The 20355-nt window shown below is 54.9% G+C and carries 20 protein-coding genes and 1 pseudogene; 6 read left to right on the plus strand and 15 right to left on the minus strand.

What is annotated here, in order from left to right; all coding sequences use genetic code 11:
• Positions 1-83 precede the first annotated feature (83 nt).
• Genes IG193_RS07975 through IG193_RS07985 form a run of 3 tightly spaced genes read left to right on the plus strand, consistent with a single transcriptional unit; the run spans position 84 to position 2552 of the window.
• Complete coding sequence (locus IG193_RS07975) at positions 84-413, plus strand: DUF4870 domain-containing protein (RefSeq protein ID WP_218042135.1); 330 nt, start codon at positions 84-86, stop codon at positions 411-413.
• A gap of 57 nt (positions 414-470) precedes the next feature.
• Positions 471-1124: a cobalamin B12-binding domain-containing protein gene (locus tag IG193_RS07980; protein WP_192818653.1), complete on the plus strand. Its 654-nt coding sequence runs from the start codon at positions 471-473 to the stop codon at positions 1122-1124.
• On the plus strand, positions 1125-2552 hold the full coding sequence (locus IG193_RS07985; protein WP_192818654.1) for a trimethylamine methyltransferase family protein: 1428 nt from the start codon (positions 1125-1127) through the stop codon (positions 2550-2552). It begins immediately after the preceding gene.
• Here the strand turns inward: IG193_RS07985 and IG193_RS07990 are convergent.
• The 3 genes and pseudogenes from IG193_RS07990 to IG193_RS08005 all read right to left on the minus strand — a co-directional run bounded on the left by IG193_RS07990 (position 2549) and on the right by IG193_RS08005 (position 6078).
• Positions 2549-4567 (minus strand): annotated as a pseudogene (locus tag IG193_RS07990) (HAD-IC family P-type ATPase). The gene IG193_RS07985 and the pseudogene IG193_RS07990 overlap by 4 nt on opposite strands.
• Complete coding sequence (locus IG193_RS08000; protein ID WP_192818656.1) at positions 4542-4940, minus strand: cation-transporting P-type ATPase; 399 nt, start codon at positions 4938-4940, stop codon at positions 4542-4544. The pseudogene IG193_RS07990 and the gene IG193_RS08000 overlap by 26 nt, the downstream one beginning before the upstream one ends.
• 58 nt (positions 4941-4998) lie before the next feature.
• Positions 4999-6078 carry a coiled-coil domain-containing protein gene (locus IG193_RS08005; RefSeq protein ID WP_192818657.1) on the minus strand — a complete coding sequence of 360 codons (1080 nt, stop codon included), beginning with the start codon at positions 6076-6078 and terminating at the stop codon, positions 4999-5001.
• Positions 6079-6224: 146 nt separating this feature from the next.
• Here IG193_RS08005 and IG193_RS08010 point away from each other — a divergent pair, with 146 nt between their 5' ends.
• The gene (locus IG193_RS08010; protein ID WP_225876081.1) at positions 6225-6710 is read left to right on the plus strand and encodes a nitroreductase family protein; all 486 of its coding nucleotides are present in this window, start codon (positions 6225-6227) and stop codon (positions 6708-6710) included.
• Between the two features lie 4 nt (positions 6711-6714).
• Positions 6715-7272 carry a DNA-3-methyladenine glycosylase gene (locus IG193_RS08015; RefSeq protein ID WP_225876082.1) on the plus strand — a complete coding sequence of 186 codons (558 nt, stop codon included), beginning with the start codon at positions 6715-6717 and terminating at the stop codon, positions 7270-7272.
• A gap of 147 nt (positions 7273-7419) precedes the next feature.
• On the opposite strand, the gene IG193_RS08020 is transcribed toward IG193_RS08015, so the two are convergent.
• The 8 genes from IG193_RS08020 to IG193_RS08055 form a co-directional block, all read right to left on the minus strand.
• Complete coding sequence (locus tag IG193_RS08020; protein WP_192818658.1) at positions 7420-7899, minus strand: hypothetical protein; 480 nt, start codon at positions 7897-7899, stop codon at positions 7420-7422.
• Positions 7892-9664: a DNA repair protein RecN gene (locus IG193_RS08025; RefSeq protein WP_192818659.1), complete on the minus strand. Its 1773-nt coding sequence runs from the start codon at positions 9662-9664 to the stop codon at positions 7892-7894. The genes IG193_RS08020 and IG193_RS08025 overlap by 8 nt, the downstream gene beginning before the upstream one ends.
• 88 nt (positions 9665-9752) lie before the next feature.
• Positions 9753-10643 (minus strand): ABC transporter ATP-binding protein, encoded by an 891-nt coding sequence (locus tag IG193_RS08030; RefSeq protein WP_192818660.1) that lies wholly within the window; start codon positions 10641-10643, stop codon positions 9753-9755.
• On the minus strand, positions 10636-11796 hold the full coding sequence (locus IG193_RS08035) for an ABC transporter permease (protein WP_192818661.1): 1161 nt from the start codon (positions 11794-11796) through the stop codon (positions 10636-10638). The genes IG193_RS08030 and IG193_RS08035 overlap by 8 nt, the downstream gene beginning before the upstream one ends.
• 20 nt (positions 11797-11816) lie before the next feature.
• Entirely contained in the window at positions 11817-12653 is an 837-nt protein-coding gene (locus IG193_RS08040; protein ID WP_192818662.1) for an energy-coupling factor ABC transporter ATP-binding protein, read from the minus strand.
• Complete coding sequence (locus IG193_RS08045) at positions 12653-13516, minus strand: energy-coupling factor ABC transporter ATP-binding protein (RefSeq protein WP_218042136.1); 864 nt, start codon at positions 13514-13516, stop codon at positions 12653-12655. The genes IG193_RS08040 and IG193_RS08045 overlap by 1 nt, the downstream gene beginning before the upstream one ends.
• The gene (locus IG193_RS08050) at positions 13516-14364 is read right to left on the minus strand and encodes an energy-coupling factor transporter transmembrane component T family protein (protein WP_192818664.1); all 849 of its coding nucleotides are present in this window, start codon (positions 14362-14364) and stop codon (positions 13516-13518) included. Before IG193_RS08050 ends, IG193_RS08045 begins: the two co-directional genes overlap by 1 nt.
• A gap of 47 nt (positions 14365-14411) precedes the next feature.
• Positions 14412-15008, minus strand: coding sequence for a hypothetical protein (locus IG193_RS08055; RefSeq protein ID WP_192818665.1), 597 nt, complete (start codon positions 15006-15008; stop codon positions 14412-14414).
• 111 nt (positions 15009-15119) lie between these two features.
• On the opposite strand from IG193_RS08055, the gene IG193_RS08060 reads away from it, so the two are divergent.
• Positions 15120-16238 carry an MFS transporter gene (locus tag IG193_RS08060; RefSeq protein WP_192818666.1) on the plus strand — a complete coding sequence of 373 codons (1119 nt, stop codon included), beginning with the start codon at positions 15120-15122 and terminating at the stop codon, positions 16236-16238.
• Here IG193_RS08060 and IG193_RS08065 read toward each other — a convergent pair.
• From IG193_RS08065 to IG193_RS08080, 4 genes are all read right to left on the minus strand, one after another.
• Positions 16192-17232 carry a radical SAM protein gene (locus IG193_RS08065; RefSeq protein WP_192818667.1) on the minus strand — a complete coding sequence of 347 codons (1041 nt, stop codon included), beginning with the start codon at positions 17230-17232 and terminating at the stop codon, positions 16192-16194. The genes IG193_RS08060 and IG193_RS08065 overlap by 47 nt on opposite strands.
• A gap of 137 nt (positions 17233-17369) precedes the next feature.
• On the minus strand, positions 17370-18581 hold the full coding sequence (locus IG193_RS08070; protein WP_192818668.1) for a SufB/SufD family protein: 1212 nt from the start codon (positions 18579-18581) through the stop codon (positions 17370-17372).
• Positions 18562-19281, minus strand: coding sequence for an ATP-binding cassette domain-containing protein (locus IG193_RS08075; RefSeq protein WP_192818669.1), 720 nt, complete (start codon positions 19279-19281; stop codon positions 18562-18564). Before IG193_RS08075 ends, IG193_RS08070 begins: the two co-directional genes overlap by 20 nt.
• Before the next feature lie 50 nt (positions 19282-19331).
• Positions 19332-20318, minus strand: coding sequence for a helix-turn-helix domain-containing protein (locus tag IG193_RS08080; protein ID WP_192818670.1), 987 nt, complete (start codon positions 20316-20318; stop codon positions 19332-19334).
• Positions 20319-20355: the final 37 nt, after the last annotated feature.

Genomic DNA, 20355 nt, shown 5'->3' on the forward strand with positions numbered 1-20355 from the left:
CATATAATAGCGTAATGAAATTTCAGCCTTAGAAGGCTGGAAGCTGAGGCATCTTTTTATAGAGGGGGATCCCTATACCCGGTGTGTCGGGAACGACGTTAGGGCTAGACGAGAAAGTTGAAGCAGCAATATCCTACCTCTTGTTCTTCGTCACAGGAATAGTAATCCTCTTGCTAGAGCAGAAGAGCTACTTCGTGCGATTTCACGCCGCACAGTCTACAGTCACGTTCATAGCACTCTACGTACTCTACGTGCTCGCAGAGTTTTTCCCAGGAGAACGGCTCTTAAGAGCTCTGATAGCCATTCTCTATGTGATTTTCTGGGTTGTCGGCATAGTAAAGGCCTATAGTGGCGAGCTGTACAAGTTCCCAGTCTTGGGGGACATTGCAGAGATGCTAGTAGGCAGACGCTAATTACTGCTGGTCATCAAGCATAACCTTTTAAAACTGAGAAGATAAGCTTTCCCTCACATGTCAGGGACAGCAGGGGAGACAGCCGCGAAGCTCTTTAAAGCGATAGTAGATGGCGACGAGGAGCTCTCGAGGGGGGCTACGAGAAAGCTCCTGGAGGAAGGCTTAGACCCCCGGGACATAATCACCCAGATACTCGTGCCGGCGATGAGAAAAGTGGGGGAACTCTACGAGAAAGGCGAGTACTTCATACCGGAACTCGTGATGTCTGCAGAGGCTTTCAGGGCGTCTATGGAGATACTCAGACCCCACTTCAAGGAATCCGGCATGCCGGTGAAGGCGGTCGCGGTATTCGGCACTGTTAGGGGCGACATCCACGAACTCGGCAAGAACCTAGCCGTCGCCGTCTTCGAGGCAGAGGGTTTCCAAGTAGTGGATCTAGGCGTTGACGTCCCGCCCGAGAAGTTTGCCGAAGCAGTCGTCGAGCACAACGCGAGGATTGTTGGGATGAGCGCGCTGATGACGACGACTATGCTCGAGCAGAGAAACGTCATTGAGGAGTTGAAGAGGAGGGGCCTACGCGACAAGGTCATCGTCATAGCTGGGGGAGCCCCAGTAACGGAAGAGTGGGTCAAAGAGATAGGCGCCGACGTATGGGGGCGCGACGCCTTCGAGGCAGTCAGGATAGTCAAGAAGATGCTCGGGGTGGAGTAGATGCCCAGACCCGTCCTTACGCTTCTGTCTAGGGATGAGGTCGAAGAAATACACTCGAAAGCCATCAGCCTGCTGGAGAGCGTCGGGATATTCTTCGAGGACAAGGAGGTTGAGAAGTTTCTGCTAGACAACGGCCTCGAGCTCAAGAACGGCCGCGTCCTCTTCAGGGAGGATGCGGTGAGGGAGGCTTTGTCGAAGGCTCCGAGGAAAATCCCCCTCTACGACAGAGACGGCAACCTCGTGTCAGTTCTAGGCGAGGGTAAGACCATATTCAACCCGGGCTCGGCCGCAATCAAGATACTAGACTTTGGATCAAGCGAGCCGCGGAACCCCCAGCTAAAGGACTTGAAAGACCTAGTAGTCCTCGTCGACGCACTGCCGGGCTTCAAGGCGCAGAGCACGGCGCTCGTCCCCTCAGAAGTGCCGAACGAGGTCAAGGATGCCGAGAGGCTCTATGTCGTGCTTAAGTACTCTGCCAAGCCTATAGTCACTGGCGCCTTCACGGTCGAGAATTTACCTCTAATGGTTGACATGCTCAGAGCCGTAAGAGAGGACTACCGCGCGAGGCCATTCGCAATATTCGATGTCTGCCCTACTCCGCCTCTAAACTGGAGCAGAGTTACGTCCAGGAACCTCGTAGACCTTGCCAGGCTTGGCGTGCCAGCCGAGATAATATCGATGCCCGGGCTGGGAGGGACGTCTCCCGTCACCGTCTACGGGGCAATAGTCCAGCACCACGCTGAGGTTCTAAGTGGCATTACTATAAGCCAGCTAGTATCCCCGGGTGCGCCAGTGATATACGGTGGTTCGCCCACGCAGATACACCCCTACTTCGGCACTGCCGTCATAACCGCCCCCGAAGCCGTCCTAGTGACGCTAGCATACAGGGACATAGCCAGGCACTTCTCGCTCCCAGTACACGGTTACCTCGGCCTCAGCGACGCGAAAGCTGTGGACTACCAGGCCGGGGGCGAAGCCGCGTACACAGCCGTACTCGCCGCAGTAGCAGGCTTCGACGTTGCGTCTGGTCCCGGCATGCTGGAGTTCGAGAGCGTACAGTCCCTCGAGAAGCTCGTCCTGGACAACGAAGTATGCTTGATGGCTGAGAGGGTAGCGAGGGGCTTTAGCGTAGACGCAGAGGCCCTGCAGGTGATCAGGGAAGTGGTGCTCGAGAAAAAAGGTAACTTCTTAGCTCACAAACATACGCGAGCAAAGTATAGGGAGGAGCTTCACTTGCCGAGGGTCTGGGATGTGAGCTCTAGGGGGAAGGAGAAGAAGCCGTCCCTGCTACACTGGGCTCATGAGGAGGCTCAGAGAATACTTAGGGAGCACAAGCCTCCTATGCTAGACGGCGACAGGCTAGCACTGCTCGACAGTGTTAGGAAGAGGCTCTGGGAGAGAGTGGGCCAGAGCCCTCCAGCTATCTAAAGGAACCTTTTTGACAAGGCAACCTTAAGTGGGTTGGAGACCAGAACCATAGAGGAAGCCACGAGTGCGTACGCTACTCCCCTGGGAGTTAGCCTCGTGACTATGAAGCCAGAGAGGGCCATAAGGGTGAATACCAGTGTGGTCAGGGTCATCGATATTATCAGCTCCCGGCAGGGCCTAGAGCTCCAGAACCACCTCCTCTCTCTGACCTGGAGAATCCTAAACTGGCTCATATAGACGAGCGATAGGAGGAGCATGCTTCTCGAAGTACTCCAGTCCAAGCCTAGGTGGACGTACGCTGTCCACAGCACTATGCTGGATGGAACCAGGTAGAAGAGGGCTAGTGGGAGTGAAAATGCCAGGATTCTGCGAATATCCCACCTTGCAGGCTTCAACGACGGGTATTGGTTGTCCGTAGCTATGGACATGGTGAGGAAGTCATTAGCCAGTAGGAGTAGAGCCATGTCTAGTGGTGTGAGAGCCATTCTCCTGAACCACACCATCGCCAGCAGTACAACTCCTATTGCCTGAGTAGTCTTCACGACCTTGTTCACTACCCATGTCAGAGCCCTCTCGTGGGTAACCCGGCTTATCCTCACTGCGTCAACGATGACGGAGAGCCCAGATTTCACGAGGACGATGCTTGCCGCGCTCTTCGCTGCATCAGTAGCATTCTCGACGGCAATCCCGACCTCAGCTTGGCTCAGGGCAGGCGCGTCGTTGACGCCATCGCCGGTTACAGCTACTACGTGGCCTCTCTCCTGGAGTTTCTTCACTATATTGAACTTGTCCTCCGGGAAGACCTCCGCGAGGCCGTCAATACTCTCGACGTCCAAATCGGCTCCGGTTCTACGCGCAGACACGACGTTTTCGCCTAGACCTATTGTCCTAGCAACCTCCCGTGCAGCAGCCTCATTATTGCCAGTAAGCATTACCGGCCTAACTCCAAGCCCCTTCATCTCCTGTATCATCTCCTTCGCTTCTGGTCGTGGTGGGTCAATCAAGTGGATAAAGCCTATTAGTCTCAGGCTTTTTTCACGCTCTTCGCCTACAGCTACGGCCAGCGTCCTGAAACCCCTCTTCGACACATCTGCGAGTTTTTCCTCGAAGAACCCCTCCTCGTCTCTACTCCCGCTACACAGCTGGAAAACTGTGCGAGGCTCTCCCAGGGCAATCCTCAGCACTCTCCCATCTTCCTCTACGAAAGCCTCGCTCCTCTTCAAGGAGGGGTCGAACGGGATAAAGCGCAAAAGCCTAAGCCCGCTCTTGTCTACTCCAATCTTCTTCGAGTACTCGATAATCGCTAGGTTTAGGGGGTCTAGCGACTCCTCACGGGTAGTGTACAGTGCGTACTCGACAACTTTACTCTCATCGACACCCAGGGCGTCCACGCGGGCAACCTGGAGCCTATTCAGAGTTATCGTCCCCGTCTTGTCGAAGCAGGCCGTGTCGATTGAAGCAAGATTCTCGGAGGCACTAAGCCTCGTCACTAAAGCCCCGCGCCTCGAGAGCTCGAGAGCGCCGTAGGCCTGGAGTATCGTGAGAACGGCCGGCAAAGCGACTGGAACGGACGACATGAGGAACACGACTCCCAGGCTGGCTAGCTCAACAACGCCCCACCCCTCGTATGCGCCTAGCACAAGTGACACAGCTAGGCTTGCAACACCGAGAAGAACCATGTACCGGGTCACTGCAAGGACAGTCTCTTCCTGTAGAGACCTAGACTTAGCGGCCTTCACGAGCTCTACTGTCTTGCCGAAGTAGGTTCTGCTACCCGTGTTTACAACGACGCACTTGGCTTCTCCACGCTTGACTATTGATCCCGAGAAAAGGATATCTCCGCTCTTTTTCTCAACAGGGAGGCTCTCACCTGTAAGAGCCTACTGATCAACGAGGACATTACCGTCTATAACTTTGGCGTCTGCTGGGACGATACTGCCTAGTCTCAAGAAAACTATGTCCCCCGGTACGAGCTCTCTAGCATCTCTCTCAACCCACTCCCCCTCGGAGGACACTCACCCTGATGCTTAGCCTCTTCTTCAACGCCTCAACAGCCTTCTTGCTAGACCGGGCGTGTAAGTGCCCGAGAGAGGCATTAAGCACGAGCAAGCCTACCATGATAATGGCTTCGATGTATCTACCAGTTACGTACGACAGGATGGCCGTGACCTCCATGAGCCAAGGAAGCGGCCCCCAATACCTCTTCAGATACTCTACTAGGGGGTTCTCCTTCTTCTCTACTACCTCGTTGGGGCCCACCTCTGCCAGCCTCCTCGCGACTTCCTCCTCGCTTAAGCCACTAGGAGAACTCCTAAGAATATTGAGGGCCTCCTCTATGGATAGGCTCTCGAAGTCCAACGTCCGGTAAGCTGGAGCTGAACTATCCATATTAAGTGACATAGAGTTAATGTTCAGAAAAAGTTTCTTTAATAAACTTTTTCTCCTTTTACGGCTTTCCTCTGGCTCTCCTAGCTTTGCAGGCGAACCTGGCCTCGGCGATCAGCTCTCTCAGCTCTTGTGACGTCTGAAGAACTTTAGCCTTGTCTTTGGCCTTTACGGCGTCCAGTAGGGTGTTCGCGGCGGAGACTAGCTTGTCTGCGAGTGTTGCGTTGCAGGGCCTTATGATGACTGCTAGTTGTCTGGCTGTCTGGGCGAGGTTCTCGACGCGTTTCGCTTCCGCTAGGAAAGCAATGTGCTCGTGGTACTCAAACATCGTGGCTCTAAGCTTAGCAAGAGCCTCCAGGGCTCTCCCAGAGTTTACCAGAGACTCTATCTCTGCAATTCTCTCGTCGGCCCACGCCTTAAACTCACTAGCTACTTGTGGGTTAATCTCCTTCAGCTTCTCGTAGGTGCGGTTAAAGATGGCCTTGAGCCGTTCAAGCTCGCTGGAGACGTGCCTAGCCCTCAACTGTAGGGCTAGTGAGAACACGAGCCTCTCGGCTTCCTTGACTTTAGCCCAGGCCTGCCTAACCAGCTCTACGGCAGAGGCAGTATCGTTGGCCTTAAGTTTCTCGGAGGCCTGGTTCAGGAGGCTTGAAGCCTGGCTTAGAAGGGAGAGCACTTGAGACGCGTCCACCCCCTTCTCCTGCATCCTCTCTGCAAGCCTCTGAATAGCTCTGACCTGGTTGCTCAGCGCCCGTATCTCGGCCTCAACGCTCCTAGCAACAAACTTCTTCCTAGCCTCCAGGATCTCTGGTACAAGCTGCCTAGCAATAGATACCAGCTCGACTCTAGCCTCACGTAAGAGTGCAAGGCTCTCGTTGTATTTTTCACTGCTAGCAAGAGCCGATGCGTTCTCTAGTAGTGCCTTTACGAGGCCTAACTGCTCCAGGAGTTCCTGTTGCTTTGTAGCATTACTGACTCTATTCTTTACGAATGTCTCGAGCCTTGCCGTCTCGTTCTGCAGAACGGATATTAGCCTCTGGATCTTCTCAGCCTGGGGGCTCTGGGCTTGTGCCTGGACGAGCGCTAGCGGGTATGCTAGTATCAGCACCAGGAGGGCTGTTGCGACTACTGCTTTTTCCACCCCCTTCACCACTCATGACAGTGCCTTCTCATTAGATAAGGATTGTAGCGGTTTTAAGTGAAACTATAGTTTTTAGTGAAAAATCAAAATAAAATAGCCGAAAATATTAGGAAAAGAAGAAAAACAGCCTAAGCCTGTCATTTCTTGTGTGCGTAGACCTCCTACTCACCCGGAGGAGTATAAGAGCATTCCAGGATCGCGAAGTCCCGGACGAGCTAGTAGTTAAGGCGGTCGACATTGCGAGGCACGCGCCCAGCGCCAGGAACAGACAGCCGTGGCGCGTGATAGCCGTGAGAAACCGGGCTACTCTCAGAGAACTCTCGCAGGTAGCACCTGGGGCTAAGCCCTTAGAATCCGCGCCCCTAGCTCTAGCAGTAGTCGTAAAGCCGGAGCTGAGCCCAGTTTCATTTATGCTCGACGGAGCCATCTTTACGACGTACCTCTGGCTAGCCCTGCACTCCCTCGGCCTTGGAGCAGTCTGGATACAGACTCTAAGACAGCCGAGGTACGCCGAGATACTGGGGATACCCCCAGGAGAGGTTCTAATAGCCATCCTAGCCGCAGGGTATCCCGCCGAGTCACCGCCGCCACGCCCCAGGAAAAGCGTAGAAGAGTTATTAACGTGGATGTAGGGCTATGGAGGCAAGTAGAGTACTGCCCCAGTCTTTCTACGCTAGGAGGCCCGACGTTGTAGCCGCCGAGCTCTTGGGTAAGTTGCTCGTCAGGGTCATAGACAGCAACAGGATAGCAGGAGTCATAGTCGAGACAGAAGCCTACTTCGGCCCCGAGGATCCGGCTAGTAGGGCAAGGCACAGGAAGGGGGATCTAGCGGAGACTATGCGGGGGCCTGTAGGCTACACGCTCATCTACGGCGTCCACAGGCAGTGGCTGCTGAACATTGTAGCCCACGAAGAGGGGGAGTACGGTGCGGTTCTGATACGCTCGATAAAAGTAAGCGATACGGTGGTGGAGGGGCCTGGGCGTCTGACGCGGTACTTATTAGTCGACAAGAAGCTTCACAAGAAGCCAGTATACGACCCCTCAAGTGGACTGTGCATCCTAGACTTTAGAACTGCTGGCCCGGATTGTATAGAGAGGAGGAAGAGAGTAGGGGTTAGGAGAGACTTAGATGTTCCGCTGAATTTCTCTATAAGGAGTGAGTGTTACCCTGTCTTCTCTACTCATTTCCCCTAGCGCTTCTCGCTTTGTGGCCCAACTTTAGAGAGTGGAATCTACTACTTACCATCACGCCGCTCCACCGAGTGGAATATTGCTGGGGCATTATGAACCCCTGTTAGGTCACGTGTAAGGGAAGCTAGTATTCTTGCGGGAAAATATGTCCTAGATTTTTTCAACAAGCTCTTTTATGAAGAGAGACCTGGTGAGGACGGCTAGCTTGTCTAACCCCCGGTGGATTACGACTCTACCACAATCAACTATCCTAAGGACTTTCTCCTCAAATATCCTGGTGTCCACGCTAGGGTCGAAGACTAGCTCGTCGATCCCGAAGAGGAAGAGGGGCCCGGGAGCCTTCTCGAGGTCTTCGCGCGAGAGCACTAGCCTGCCGACATGCCGTATAAACACCGGCCTGCCCTTCAAAACCCTGCTGGGTATGAGCCTCTTCAGTATTTCCGGCGTGTCCTGTGGGATGCCCACGAGTTGCGGGCCCGCGTCGGCTAGTGCTAGCACAAGCTTAAAGGCCTGGGATGCCAGGGCGCCGACGCTGAGGCCCATCCTCTTGGCTAGTGAGGACATCTCCTCGTAGGCTGACGCGTCAACCCCCCGTATGACGACGTTCTTAACTTTCCCCCGATCAGACATTACTGCCCACCTCTAGCGCCTGCAACTTGTTCTTCAAATCCCCTATACGTCTGCGGAGCTCCGCGACCCTGTCTGACGTAACGTGCCCCTCCCTCCTGCTACTAAGTGCCAGGTATGCCCCCACGGCGATAACTGCTAGAACTGCAGGCCAGTAGGTCTGTATCCTTTTCGTGGGAGGCTCTAGGCCGATGTTCGAGACCTGCGGCTCGCTCCTCTTTACCTTGTACGGCGGCAGGGAGACGTAGACAATGTCGCCCATGAGGTCAGTCCTCAAGGCTTTGTCCCCTGAAGTAGCTACCGTCTGCTGGGAGAGTATAGTGGAGTTGAACTCCTTGAAGCTAGCAGGGTATAGGGGGCTATCGAGTAGGTTTGAGAGCTTGAGGATGCTAGAGTCTACCAGCTCAGCTGCCTGTCTAAGCCCTCTAGCGAGCTCGCGGAGCTTGGAGGCAGACTCGCGGAGCACGCTGGCCATGAGCCTGAGCTTAGCTGAAGCCGCTCTCATGTTCTCTGCGCCGGCGTATAGCTGGTGTTTCGCCGCGTTATACTCGCTCACGAGGTCTCTAAAACTCTGTAGCTCGCCCTCGAACTTTGACAGCTGGGCGCTAGCCTCGTCCAGCAACAAGGTGAGGTTTGCCGTAGTTATGTTGAGACCAGTAGTGTTAAGCCTGTTTAAAATACGTTTAAGCTCTTCTTCCTGGAGTGTCAAATTACTCTTGATGCGCGACAAGATGTCCCTTGCCCTGGCGGCGGCCAGCGAAGCGTTGTTTAACTCGCCTGAAATTCTCCCCTCAATAGAGCTCATGACTTCTACGCCCCTTAGAACCTGCAAAGCCGCGTTGTCCATTGCTGTAGCTGCGTCGTCGGCGAGAGCAGAGGCGTTTTCAAGCATCCTGGCTTCCTCCTCAAAGCCTATACTAAGGTTGTAGAGCAGGTTCCTTAGGGCGGTGGCGTTCTCCCTGAAAGCCGTGATGTTCCCAATGTTCTCCTCCAGGAGTTTAGCGGTGAAGTACCTGTACCTCTCTATGAGGGAAGCCTGCAGCCTCGGGTCGAGGCTTATGGTTATAGTGGGGGGCGGTACTAGAACCTCGCCCCAAGGGTTCTCGCCCCTCACCTCGAAGACTACAGTAAGTCTATAGCTGCCGTTGAAGAAGGAGGTCCACTGAAACGAGACCTCTGCTCCACTTTCCCTAAGGCTCTGCGGGTTCTCGCTGTAGCCTATGGGGTATAGGTACATCGGGTCGATGCTCCAGGAGATAGAGATTGGGAGCTGTTGCTTCCTCACCAGCCTGTCGACGGCCTCGATCTCAACGGTGTAGTTGATAGTGTGAGCCTTCAGAGCGACGGCGTAGCAGTACCCTCTCGAGCAGTCAGCCTGCAACCTCTTCCCGTCGGCCTCCACGTACACCCTGACGTCAAAGAGGTTCCTACCCCTCACGCTGTACTTAACGACGTCACCAGGTCGCAAGTCCACGCTACCCCACGAGCACGCAAGTAGGCCGTGAGAATAGGCCACCCTAGACGGCGTGAGAGTGGCGGAAAGGCCTTCGCCTGTCGCAAATGCAAGGTAGTCCGTGAAACTGCCGCTAAAGCCCCTGTCAAAGACGAGCGTAACAGCGATCGTCGTGTTCGCGCCGTAGCCTGGGAGGACTTCGAGCTCCCTGATTATCGTCTTCCGCACGTTAGCGACCTCGGCTGGGTAAGCGTACACGAGCGGTGGAATAAGCAAGGCGAGGATCAACATGCCATAGAGGTTTCTCCAACGCATTATACTCTGAGAATACGTAAGTATATCACATATATAAAGTTAACTCTTTATTATTTGCATTTTTTCGACATTTGTAGAATGCATCTTCTCAAGCGTACGCCTCAAGCCTCTCGATACGGCGTTCAAGCGACTTGACCTCGGCTTCGAGTATACTGGGGTCTACCTTTCCCCCTCTCAGTGCTCTCTCGAGGGCTTCTGCCTTAAGCCTCAGCATGCTGATTTGCGTCTTCCTGATGTCTTCGAGCGAACCCGCAGCTTTCAGCTCTCTTATCGTGTCGATGAGCATCTTCTTCGGCGGCTCCTCGTATATCATCCCGGCCCTTATGTAGAACGTGCGTGTTGCCAGCTCAGCTATCTCAGGGTTGTGCGTGACGATTATGATTGTCTGGCCGAGGGCCTGGTTGAGCCACCTCACTAGCGAGAGAACCTTTGCGGCAGTGTCGACGTCCAGGGAGCCCGTAGGCTCGTCCATTAACACGACGTCGGGGCTCGGGGCTAGTGCCCTGGCGATGGCTACTCTCTGTTGCTGCCCGCCGCTGAGCTGGCTGGGGAACTTGTTCTCGTGCCCCTTGAGCCCCACTATTTCGAGCATTTTCCCGGCAATCTCTCTAGCCTCCTTTACATCGAATATGCCGGTGAAGAGGAGGGGTAGCATGACGTTCTCGAGGGCTGTGTAGTTGCGGATTAAGTTGAAGGACTGGAATACGAAGCCTATTTTCCTCGCCCTTATCTTGGTGAGCTCCTCTTCTCCCATGTCGGTTATGTCTACGCCACCGACTACCACGCGTCCCGCAGTCGGCTTGTCTAGACCCCCTGCTATTGAGAGTAGCGTGCTCTTCCCGCTGCCAGACGGCCCCATTATCACGGCGAGCTCGCCCTCGGGTACTGTAAGGTTTATGCCTCTGAGGACTTCAATCTCCTCTGTTGCAGTCCTGTAGACCTTCCTCACGTCCTTTAACTCGAGTGCAGGCTCACTCACTCTTCAACACCTCAACGGGCCTAATAGAAGTAGCACGCCACACGGGGTAGACCGAGGCTAGGACGCTGAGAGCAGTAGCTAGGGCCACGCCCAGCACAAGTGTTTGGGCCTCCAGTATCAGCGGCGGGTTTAGAAAGCCGTAAGAGGACACGATTTCTATGCCTATACGAGCCCCAGCCACGCCGAAGAGCAGGCCTAGAAGCCCCCCAGACACGCCGTAGAGGAGGGCCTCTAGCATGAAGATCGCGGCGACGCTCGCCCTACTAGCCCCCTGCGTTCTCATGATGGCTATCTCGCGCTGGTGCTCGCGGACAGTCGACGTAATCGTGCTCGTGGTTCCGAAGACTGCGACAGCTAGCCCCACTAGAGTCGTGGACAGGAGAAGGCCCTCTATCAGCGACATTATCTTGAAGACTACTCCTATGACTTCCTCCCGTAGCATGACCCTCGAGCCAGGGTAGACCATGGATATCAGGTTCTTCACAGCCACAGGGTCTACGCCGTCCTCCACCTTCACTACAGCCATGCTAACGTAGCCCGGGCGGCCCAGGAGGTTCTGGGCCTCGCGTAGCGGCAGGATAATGTACCCCCCAGCGGCGCCTATCTCCTCGATCTTCATAGTAACCTCGGCTATTCCGATGATCTCATACTGCCTGAAGAAGCCGCCGAAGGGGGGCTTCACCGCGACTCTGTCCCCCACGCTGAGGTTCAGCCTCCTAGCTAAGCCCACATCTGCAACAGCATAGGATCCCGATATAGTCGTGAAGCCGCTACCAGAGGTGAAGCGGGAGACAACGTTCTTCAAGTCTTGAGGCCTAACGCCTAGCACGAATACAGCGTTCCGCTCAATGTAGCCTGTTACGAGAATTACAGGGGTTACATCCTTAACGCCTGGCAGCCTCCGGATATCGTTAAGCACGTCTTCCGAGACGTCGTACAGCCCCTGTCCGTACACAATAACCTCGCCCGGCAGGACTTGCTCGACGATGTTCTGCGCAGCCGTGCGGCTCCCAACGCTCAGTATCCTCAATGAGACGAATGTCGCGACACCACTCGCGATCGCAAGTATTGTCAGCGCCGCTATGAGCTTCTTGAACAGGATGTCTCTCTTGACAAACTTCAGGGCAATGTACAGCAGGCTAGTTGCAGGCACACACTAAAAACGGCTAGTCTTTATTTTAAAGTGCCTCTGAGGATCCTTGCAACCTCCTCTGTAGCCTCTGCGAGAGTCAATGCATTCATTGGGAAGCCTATCTCCCTTAAAGCGAGTGACAATTGCACTATCTGGGGCGGCTTGATAGCCGCTCTCCTCAGGACATCGACGGCATACAGCACCTCACGTGTTGGGCCGTCGAGGAGGATACGGCCATCTGCCATCAGAACAACCCTCTTGGCCACTTCAGCTACAAACCGCATGTCGTGCGTGATGACCACTATGGTGAATCCCTCAGAGTTGAGCTGCCTCACGAGCTTGGCTAAAACATGCCTACCTGCGTGATCCTGGCCTGTTGTAGGCTCGTCCAGGACAATAACCTTAGGCTTCATTGCGAGGACGGACGCTATGGTTAGAAGCTTCATCTTGCTGTAATCAAGGTCGTAGGGGTTGTGGTCTTCAAACCCTTCAAGCCCTACAAGGCTGAGAGCCCATCTTACCCTGTTGCGGACTTCGTCCTCTGGTAGGCCAAGGTTCCTGGGACCGTAAGCCACCTCCTCCCACACCTTGCTCTCAAATATCTGGTGGCTGGGGTTCTGGAACACGTATCCCACTCTCCTGACGATCTCGCGCGTAGGCGTGGAACGGGTATCTAGGCCGTCCACGAGCACAACGCCCTTCGTAGGCTTAAGAAGCCCGTTCAAATTCTTCGCTAGGGTTGTCTTACCCCCACCGTTCTGCCCGATTATAGCCACGAGCTCCCCCGAGCTCAGCGTGAAGTTTACGCCCCTCAAAGCCCAGTCGTCTACACCTGGGTACTTGAACCACAGGTCTCTGACTTCAATTACAGTAGCCATCACGCAACACCCACTAGCTCGGAGTATATCTTCACTGCTTCCTCCAGTGTAACAGGGTACTCTAAATCTGCCCCTAGCTCCTTCACAAGGTAATGGGTTAGCTCTGTCACTGAAGGCGGGTCAACTCCAACGCTCTTCAACTTTTCGACGTCTCTCAGAACGTTACGTAACGGGCCGTAAGCGAGTACTCGCCCGTTGTGCAAGAGTAGTGCTTTATCTGCGAAGTAGGCAACATCTTCTATCTCGTGCTCCGCGATGATGATTGTTGAACCCTCACGTGCCAGCTTCTCTATGACTGCGAGGACTTCAAACTTCCCAATAGGGTCTAGCTGTGCTGTAGGCTCATCGAGTACTACGACCTCCGGCTTTAAGGCTAGTACTGTAGCTATCGCTAAGCGTTGCATCTGCCCCCCGGAGAGTTCGAAAGGCGACCTTTTCTCCAGCCCCTTCAAGCCAACGTACTCTATTGCCTCCTCAACCCTCCTCACTATCTCTTCTCTGGGGTATCCAAGCATCATTAGCCCAAAGGCAACCTCCTCCCAGACTGTTAGAGCCAGGCCCGACATCTGATCCTCTGGATCCTGGAAGACAAGCCCAACTTTCGTGGCCAGCTTAGCAACGCTCGACTTAAGCACTTCTTCGCCGCCGACAACCACTCTACCCCCATACCTCCCGCCGTAGAAGTGCGGGACAAGGCCGTTGAGAGACTTGCAGAGTGTAGACTTCCCCGAGCCATTCGGTCCCAGCACGGCGAGAACTTCGCCCCGCTTCACATCGAAGCTAACATCCCTTAACACGAAGTCTTTGCTCGTGGGGTATGCATACGTTAAGTTCTCCACAACGACTACGCTTTCGCTGGCCACTAGCCACCACCCCAGACCCATGGGAGCCTAGCAATTGGGGAATACCCTATGTACGTGTAGACTAGTGCTAGGAGGAGTGTAGCAATGAGCATGCCAGCGAGGAAGGCGTAGTCTAGGGCAGCCAACCTGGCTTCATAAAGCAGGGTTTTCTTCGCGGGCGAGCTAAAACCCCTGGACTCTAAGGCTATAGCTCTAGTCTGCACCCTATTTAGAGTACTCAGAGTAAGCGGTATAACCACCGCCAGGTAGTTTTTAACCCTCCCCACGAGACCCACGTCTGTGCGTAACCCCCTTGCAGTCTGGGCCTGCATTATTACGTCGGCCTCGCGGGCCAGTAGCGGTATAAACTGGAAAGTCGCGACTATCGCGTAGATAGCCTTGAAGGGCACCCTCATCTCGAAGAGCGTGGCCACGAGCCTAGCTTGATTGGTCGTGAGGAAGAAGAGTAAAGCCGAAGATATGGCGACGGCGATCCTGAGGGGCCACGTAAACCCCCAGCCGAAACCCTCCAGGTACACCGGGTACTTGACGCCCATTACCTCGATGTAGCCTATAACTGTCTTGTTCCAGGGGAAACCTAGCGGTAGAGAAAGTATTGGGACAGCGATCAATATCCATGGCACTACGATTACTAGAAGCGTGGTGAGGATAGGCCGGGCGACCCGCGCGTGGAAAGCCATGAGAAGGGTTACAGCCAGGAAAATTAAGTTGATGAACGGGTCGTAGAATACATAGACTAGGGCAGTAGCCCAGATAAAGTAGAGGAACTTGACACGGCCGTCAAGTCTCTGGACAAAAGTATCTATATCGACAGTAGCCCTCTTCAATAGAGAGACTCCTGCAGACATCTACCTCAACCAACTTATCGGGAAAAAGAGTTTTCATTATATAGAGTTTACTTTGCCAGGATAAACCTCTTTGGAATGCGCTGGGCAATAATTACTGAAATGATGAAGCTAACAGGCTTGTCTATGATCTCTGTGAATGCGTTCTGGGCATAGTTAGCCAGCCAAAAGTTGTTGGTTGAGCTGAGCACAGCGGTGTAGACAGCAGCGGCGAGAGGCTTCCAGAGGGGTCCTCCGCCGAAGACCAGAATTGAAACAGCGGTGGTGAATATAGGGTAGAGTATGCCGTAGAGAGCGATCATGGCAACCCAGGTTATAGGCTTCTTGAGATCCATCCAGCCCATCTTCATCATAAAGTAGGTGATCAGCGCTATTACCACGTTGGCGAAACCCCAGACCCAGCTCGGCAAGCCCCACACCGTCAGGGCCATTATAATGTTGTAGAGGAAGCCTCCTGCCGCCCCAACCCAGAACCCGCCTATTAGGGTTCCCAGTATGGTGGCCCAAGTATCGCCCCAGATGGGAGCCTTGAGAGCTTCTACTATAACTCCGCCAACGTAGTTTAGGGCAGCAATTGTCGGTATGAGAACAGCCGCGATAACCGCTTTACCTGCAGGCGTTATTTCCTTGACTTCTGCTGTTGACATTTTTATCTTTAATGTTTCGCGTTGAGGATTTATAAGCATTGCTGAAAAACCCTTCGCAGAGTTAAAGTGAAAATATTTTAACTTGAGTGCAGGCGACTTGGAGGTGTCTGCGTGGGGCTTCAGAGGATCCTCGTCCCCGCGTCCTTCGTGTTCATGGTCGGCGTGGGCTCAGTTGTGGCAACTCTACCAGTTGTCTTGAGGCAGCTCAGCTCCAACGATGTAGAGGTCAGCCTGGCCGTTACAGTCTGGGGGCTAGCCTACCTATTCTCGAACATCCCTGCAGGCGTCCTCGCCGACAAACTGGGAGCTAACAGGACAGTCCCCCTAGCGTTCTTCTTCAACATAGCCGTGGGCCTGTACATGTACTCGGCGGCCTCCCCTCTAGGCTTCGCAGTAGCTAGAGCCATAGAGGGGTTACTTGAAGCCCTTGTCTGGACAGGGGTCTTCGGCCTAGCCGCCAGGAGCGAAAACAGGCTACTAGGGGTGAGCAGTATCTACGCAGCTATAGCTCTCGGCTTCACCGTAGGGCCACTAGTGGCTAGTTACCTGGCGCCGCTCTCGGCAAGGCTCTCGTTCCTAGTCTACTCCCTATGCTCTTTAACGTCCCTACTCATCACCCTCCCACTAGCTAGAGAGCAGCCGGTGGGAGTCGGGAGAGTAAGGATTCGTTTCCCGAAAGCACTGGTAGTCCTCCCCCCGCTCATAGCTGCTCTCACAGTCGGCCTGTCCGAGAGCGTCTTGATCGTATACTCCCCTGTTCTCGCCTCACACGGAGCAGTGGCTGGCCCGCAACAACTTATCTCCGCATACTACCTCTCGGGGCTCCTAGGCCAGGTAGCGCTTAGGCTGGCCCCGCAGGCCATAATGAGGGAGGAGTACGTTTTCATGTCTACAGCAACAGCCCTGCTGGCACTCAAACTCCTCCCCGAAGGCATAGTGGTGCTAGGCGTAGCAGTCTTGGGCTTCGTTAATGCCCAGCTCGCTAGCAGGTCCCAGGCGAAAGTCACTGAGGCTATGAAGGGGCTCGAGTCTACAGGCGCGGGGTTGGCTAACCTAGCCTGGGCTCTGGGATACTTTGCAGGCTCCCCGCTCTACAGCCTCTTCCTCAACTCTAGTGTCAGCCCGAGAACGGGGATAGCCCTGTACCTTCTCGCCTCGCTCGCTGCCCAGCTCTCCATCTTACTCATAGCCAAAGCAGGGTCTTCCCGGGCACGTAGGAGCCACGAATAGGGATCTCGTGTCCGCAGTAAGGGCACTTGTACTTCCCATTCTCCCTGGAGAGCTTGAAGTAAGTAACTCTGTAGCCCTCCCTCCTGATGAGGGGCCTGCGACACTTGGAGCAATACGTTGTCTCGAGCTCTGGGTCGTGGAGGTTCCCCACGTACACGTACTCGAGCCCGAGCCTCTCGGCTTTCCTCTTCACCCCGAGGAGCTTCTCCAGAGGCGTAGGGGGCTCTCTCCAAGCGTAGGCTGGAAAGTACCTGTTCACGTGTAGCGGGACGCTCGGCCCGAGCACGTCTAGGTGCCTGCTAAGAACCCAGTCTATGCACTCCTCAGAGTCGTTAACGCCCGTGACCACCAGGTACACGATCTCCACGTGGCCCCCCTCCTCGATGACGAGCCTTGCATTCTTCAGAACTTTCTCGTGATCCACCCCCCTGAGAACCCTCATGCCGGGGCACCCCTTCAAGTCTATACTCCACCCGTCCACGCCGAGGTCGAGTAGGAGCTTTAGGGCAGCTCTAGTGAGGTAGCCATTCGTCACCATCATGAAGTAGAACCCCTCCTTTACTGCCAGCTCTGCCAGGTCGGCCACGTAGTCGAAGTTCGTTGTGGGCTCGTTGAAGCTCGCCGAGAACCCCTCGTCTCCACGCGCCCTAGCGAGCTCGACAAGCCTCTCCGGGGGTACTACCTCATCACTCTCCGAGGGCCTCCTGAAGCTGAGGTGGTAGTTCTGGCACCAGGGGCAGTAGAAGTTGCACCCCCAGTTCGAGAACGTCAAGGCCGTGCTGTTAGGCCAGTAGTGGAAGAGGGGCTTGATCTCGATAGGCCTGCTCTCGACAGCGCTCAGCCTGCCATACCCGAAGTGGTAGAGCTTCCCGTCCACGTTGACGTAATTGCCGCAAATGCCGCTACCGCCCGGTTTGATCCTACACCTCCTCTCGCAGACTCCACACTCTACTACGCCGTTTCCAAGCCCTGTCTGGATTCTCGCGACCCTCATTCCTATGTCTATGGCGTGCTGGCATGATTAAGTTTTCGAGTAGTATAACATTGTTTTTCTGGATGTAATCAATAGTATACTTCATGCTAACAATATTTTATTAGATTATAACATTGTTTTGCTGGAAAGTAACTATGTTATCCAAGGGCGTGCCGCACTACGTAGTCTACAATCCTCTCTATTTCAACCCTTACGCTCTCGGGTATCCCCGAAACCTCTGCAGACAGGAACCCCCTGATGAGCAGGGCTCTAGCCTCCTCCTCGCTGAACCCCTTGGACATCAAGTACTCTATCTTCTCCCCGGCAATCATACCGATAGCCGCCTCGTGGGTGAGCTCAACCTCTTGCGCGCTCGAGGAGAGTGTGGGTATCGCATTTATATTGGACGAGTTGTCCATCAGTAGGCCCAGGCACTCAATATGTCCCTTTGTCCCCCCAGTCCTCGCCTCGATGTTTCCCCGGGAGTACACCTTTGCCCCCCTGCTGGCCAGGACTCTCGAGATAAGCTCGGCGCTCGAGCCCCGATCCTCTAGAACCGCGACACCACCAATATCGTAGACACCGTTGCCTGTACCAGCGATTACGGAAACCATCTTCGCATGGGCGCCCCTAGCCAGGTACACCTTTGGCTCAGTCTGGATAGAAGCTACTGGGCTGTATATCGCGTAGTAGCTTATGTACTGGCCCCCCTCTTCGACTCTGACGACAGTCCTAGGCCTCACGTGGGTTCCCTCGCCCCAGCTGTGAAGCATCGTAAAAACTAGTTTAGCCCCGCTGGCCACATAGAACTCTGACACTCCAATGTGCAGGCCACCTCTAGTACCGTGGGGGACTAAACAGCCAGTCGTTACGACAACCTCAGCCCCCTCATCCACGTAAACAACGTTGTGGGCGTGCTGCACTTCCTCGTACCCCGTGAAGAGGCTGAGGCACGTGTAGACAGGCCAGGGAACTTTTACGCCCGGAGGGACGTAGACAAAGTACCCTGCCTCACTGCCATAGAGGTATGTGTGGGCTGTGTACTTGTCTGTCCTCGGGTCTATGAGCCTCCACGAGAGCTCCTGGGCTAGCTTATTCTCCTTTAGCGCTCTGTTTAGCGGCTCGACAATCACTCCGATGGATCTGAATTTCTCAGCCATAGCCTTGGCTATTACGGTTTCCCCGACCTGCAGGTAGCTCAGCCGATCGGGCGTTACCCCAACCTTCTTCTGTATAGACTCCTCGACTCCCACCCCATCCTGTAGCGGGGGTCTAAACGCCTTGTACACTGCGAGGTCGACGTCCGGTCCCAGAGGTGAAGGCTTGTTAAGGGCCTGCAGGATCTCCTCCCTACTCACTGCACGCGCCATCAAACCCCCTCTTCTCGAGCCTGTTTAGAATTTCGAGCGTGTCGCCTCTGCACTCTATTCTGCCACTGTTGAAGACATAGCCTGTAGCCCCTCCACCGAGGTATTCGGCCAGTAACCTCGTGTGGGTCACGACGACCACCCCTGCCCCGAGGTCTTGGACGAGGAAGTTTATCGCCCTAGCTATTAACTTGACGCTGTCAACGTCAACACCGCTGTCGGGCTCGTCTAGTAACGCGAACCTGGGCTTCATCAATGCCGTCAGGAAAACCTCGACGCGTTTCCGCTCCCCGCCGCTAAACCCCCTGAACGCATCCCTTTCAACAAGGTGCCTGATCTCGAGCATATCGACGAGTCGTTGCAGAAGGCTATGCGTCCCGTAGCGCTCTGCTATCAGGCTCGCGAGCCTCGAGACCCTAACTCCCGTTAGCTCGGGTGGGATCTGGTAGGCGAGTGCTATACCTCTGCGGGCTCTCTCGAAAGCCGGGAAGGGCGTCACGTCTTCCCCGTCAAGTAGCACTCTGCCGCTGGCCACGCGAACCCTGGGCAACCCGGCTATAGCCGAGAGGAGTGTAGTCTTGCCGGCTCCGTTCGGGCCGAACAGCAGTACCTTGTCTCCACTCTGCATCGTGAGGCTGACGCCCCTGACTATCTCGTTACCATCGACTAGTGCTACGAGGCTGTCGACTTCAAGCCTAGACATACCTAGCTAAAGACATTTAGGCTGCATTTAATTAGTTTACCCACTTAACGTTACTTGCGAGAGACGCGGTACAGGATCCTCTTGGGGTTTACTGGATCCTCGAGCTTCTCTATGAAGCCCCGCGAGGAGAGCAGTGCCAGAGCGTGCCTGACGGTTCTCTCGGGGAGGCCTGTCAGATCAATTATCTCGCTGATTCCGAGCTCGCCTTCGTCCTCGAGAACCTTAAGCACGAACTTAGCACTGGGAGGCAGCTCCCTCAGCTCCTCGTAAGTGAACTTCCTCTTAGCCAGCGCAGTCCCCCTATCCTCGGCTACGACCATGTTGAGGTAGCCGGCAACCCCTATCCGAACCTCCTCCTCTACTTCAACCCTCTCAACGCCGTCGGCTATGACCTCTACTGATGTCCTGGAAGAAACCCCTCCCACCCGTATGCTACTCCTCAGGTGCGCGACGACGGGCCGCCTCCCCGGCTCTACGCTATTAACCGAGATTATGACCAGGGCTTCCGCGTCGAGCAGGACTACAGGCCCCCCAGCGGAGAGGGCGTATGCTGTTGAGCCGAGGGGCGTAGCAACTATCAAACCGTCGGAGGTGTCGTGCCAGAGGAAGTCTCCATTAACCTCGAGGTCATACTCCAGCAGTGTCGCGCTCCTTCTAGGGAACACGGCGACTTCGTTCACGGCTCTCACAGTCTTCGTGCCGTCGACGAAAGCGGATAAAACGGGGAGTCTCAGCGGTGTAACTCTGCCTCTCTCCAAGAGCTCTAGTACTTGAGCGCACTTATCCATGGGCGTTAAAGCAATGTAGCCCGTGTAAGACGGGGGAGCCACTGGCAGAACCGTTGTTTCATAGGGGAGGCTGTGGAGAGCCTGGAGGATTTCCCTGTCAAGCCCCAGGATGACTACGAACTTAGCCTGGGCTTCTTCGATCCTTTCTAGAACACTTGCAGAGACAGAGTAGCCACGCTTAACCAGTTCGTCGAGGAGCCTCCTAGCATACTTCTCGAGGCGCGAAGGGTAGACTAGCTGGGCCTCCACTGTAGAGACCTATACACTGAGCTCCCAAGTCTTTAAA

It is taken from the genome of Infirmifilum lucidum, assembly GCF_014876775.1.
GTDB classification, from domain to species: Archaea; Thermoproteota; Thermoprotei; order Thermofilales; family Thermofilaceae; genus Thermofilum; species Thermofilum lucidum.